The sequence below is a fragment of the Campylobacter concisus genome (assembly GCF_002913865.1).
GTDB lineage: Bacteria > Campylobacterota > Campylobacteria > Campylobacterales > Campylobacteraceae > Campylobacter_A > Campylobacter_A concisus_AM.
This window is the reverse complement of the sequence record NZ_POYX01000013.1, coordinates 1-357: the sequence shown is the minus strand read 5'-3', so window position 1 is coordinate 357 and position 357 is coordinate 1. Positions and strand designations below refer to the sequence as shown.

Here is a 357-nt window from a genome sequence, read left to right as displayed (position 1 = left end):
TCACCTATCACCTTGCTATCCTTGCCTGGGTTATTAGGGTTATTTGGATTGATGATCTCTGCTGTTACATTGTTATCTTTACCTGGGTTTAGATCAACTGGGATATCAATCTTACCTTTATCGATGTCATCTTGGTTGATTGGTTTTTCAGTCTTTTTGCCATTGTCATCAGTAACTACTACTTTATCACCTGGTTTTACTGAACCATCTTTTGGTATAGTAACTTCTACTGTTGTTTTACCAGCATCTTTGTCACCAGCTTTGTTTTCATCATCAGAAATTTTGCCATCTTTGTTTGTATCTTCTGGGAATTTAATTTCTGGGTTGCTTGGTTTTCTGCTAAATTCGCTGTCAAGT

At 36.7% G+C, this 357-nt stretch carries 1 protein-coding gene; it reads right to left on the bottom strand.

What is annotated here, in order from left to right:
* A partial coding sequence (locus tag CYP77_RS09890; RefSeq protein WP_181001935.1) for a hypothetical protein occupies window positions 1-357 on the bottom strand: 357 nt, incomplete at both ends.